Origin of the sequence: Mesorhizobium sp. M7A.T.Ca.US.000.02.2.1 (assembly GCF_003996995.1) — a bacterium.
In the GTDB taxonomy this organism is placed as follows: Bacteria; Pseudomonadota; Alphaproteobacteria; order Rhizobiales; family Rhizobiaceae; genus Mesorhizobium.
The window spans coordinates 1-2134 of sequence record NZ_RZTT01000663.1 but is presented as its reverse complement, the minus strand read 5'-3'; the positions used below and the strand labels follow the sequence as shown (position 1 = coordinate 2134).

The window sequence follows — 2134 nt, the reverse complement described above, 5'->3', positions numbered from 1 at the left end:
TCGCTGGCGTCGGCCTCGCTGATGATCTCGTCGGTCATCGCCGCATCCGATGCCAGTGGCCCGCGCTTTTGCATTGGCGGCAGCGTCTCTTCCGACTTGAAATCGTTGAAGCCGAAATCGGCATAGACCGCGCCACGGTTCCAGAACCAGTTGGTGCCGGGATGGATGGCGCGCGCCCGGTAACCCTGGCTCTTCAGGAAGGTCGCGAGCGAAGGCGTCGGCGTGCGCACATATTGCTGATAGGGGATGCTGCCTGCCGGCAGGAACGCGTTGGAGAAGCCGGTCAGCGCCTCGAACTCGATATTGGCGGTCATGCCGCCGAACTCCGGCGAGAACATCGAGCCCGAGCGCAGCGCCCGCACATTGGGGATTGGATCTGGCGTGATGGTGACGCCAGGCAACTTGGTCGGATCCCAGAAGGATTCGCTCATGACGATGATGATGTCCGGCTTCGCGGCCGGCACCGAGGCGGTCACATCAGGCCTGGCTATCGCTGCGATCGCCTTGTCGGAATAGCCCGGCGGCGCCGAGACATGCGCCATTGGCACGTTGAGGGCAAAGGCCAGCGCAAAGCCGTTGGAGGCATAGTTTTCCTTCTGGTCCCACATGATCGGGATGATCTGCAGCCGATCCCTGGTCCAGGAGAAGGTGGCGTAGTCCATGATCGAAACGAAGAAGGCGAGTAGCGGCACTGCCAGCGTCAGCCGCGCAAGGCGCCCCTTGCGGCTGAGTGCGGGAACCTTGCGGCGCCATAGCCGCCAGCCGTAGACGAGCAGCGACAGGCCGGCGACGATGCCGACGACCATGGCAAGCGCGGTCATCGGCCGTTCGCGTACCAAAAGCGGCAGCAGCGCGAAGATCTGGCGGGCATAGAGGAAATCGGTCGGATAGAGCGGATCGCCGAGATAGTGCGACTTCTGGTGACCGACGAAAGCAAGCGACAAGGTCAGCGGCGCGACGATCATCAGGCTCTGGTGGCTGCGGCCGAGCACCGCATCGAAGCCGATCAGGAGCAGCGCAAACACGACGATGGTGGTCCAGCCCGGCTTGAACGGCTGCAGGAAGAAGGAGATGGTTCCGGCAAAGTCGCCGCGCACGATCAGTTCGATGGCAAACACCAGGATAGCGGCAATCGCCAGGCTGATCAGCCCATAGCGCACGACCGGCCATCTCCTGCCCGGCAGATAGCCGGTGGAGGGGTCGTCTTCCAGGAACTGTGGCGCGGCCTTGCCGGTGCGTTTGTAACTCTTTGCCACTTTAACTTCCCCACCCAGCGACAAGCGCGTCACTCGATTGTCATGGAATTGTCACGCAAAGCTAGCGCCTGTAACGGAAATAAGAAGAGCCAGCAAACGAATCGTGAGCGGTTTTCATCAGGAGTGATCGCCAAAAACCCTTTCGCAACAGGCACTCGGCGGACGAGGCTGCCCTCGGGCAGGGTCGAACCGGGCTTGACTTGGCGCCCCGCCATGCGTCACAGGCAAGAAAAACCCGTCTTCAGGCAAGCAAAACCAGCCCTTGGGAGCCCTCGCATGGCCGTTGCATTCACCTTTCCCGGACAAGGCAGCCAGGCGGTCGGCATGGGCAAGGATCTCGCCGGCGCCTTCCCCGAAGCGCGCAGGGTCTTCCAGGAAGTCGACGATGCGCTCGGCGAAAACCTGTCGAAGCTGATCTGGGAAGGGCCGGAAGAGACGTTGACGCTGACCGCCAACGCGCAGCCGGCGCTGATGGCGGTGTCGCTGGCCGCGATCCGGGCGCTGGAATCGCGCGGCTTCTCGCTGAAAGGCAAGATCGCCTATGTCGCCGGTCATTCGCTGGGCGAATATTCGGCGTTGGCCGCTGCCGGCTTCGTTTCGGTTGCCGATGCCGCCCGGTTGCTGCGCATACGCGGCAATGCCATGCAGGCGGCGGTGCCGGCCGGCGAGGGCGCCATGGCGGCGATCATCGGATTGGAACAGGCCGATGTCGAAGCCGCTTGCGCGGAAGCCGCCAAAGGCTCTGTCTGCCAGATCGCCAACGACAATGGCGGTGGTCAACTGGTCATCTCCGGCGCCAAGGCCGCGGTCGAACTGGCCGCGAAACTGTGCACCGAGAAAGGCGCCAAACGCGCGCTGATGCTGCAGGTGTCCGCGCC

At 63.3% G+C, this 2134-nt stretch carries 2 protein-coding genes; one reads left to right on the top strand and one right to left on the bottom strand.

What is annotated here, in order from left to right:
- The coding region (locus tag EOD15_RS33240; protein WP_245463836.1) for an LTA synthase family protein at nt 1–1256 on the bottom strand (1256 nt) is incomplete at its 3' end.
- A gap of 276 nt (nt 1257–1532) precedes the next feature.
- Between EOD15_RS33240 and EOD15_RS33235 the strand changes: the two genes are divergently transcribed.
- The coding region (locus EOD15_RS33235) for an ACP S-malonyltransferase (RefSeq protein WP_148129788.1) at nt 1533–2134 on the top strand (602 nt) is incomplete at its 3' end.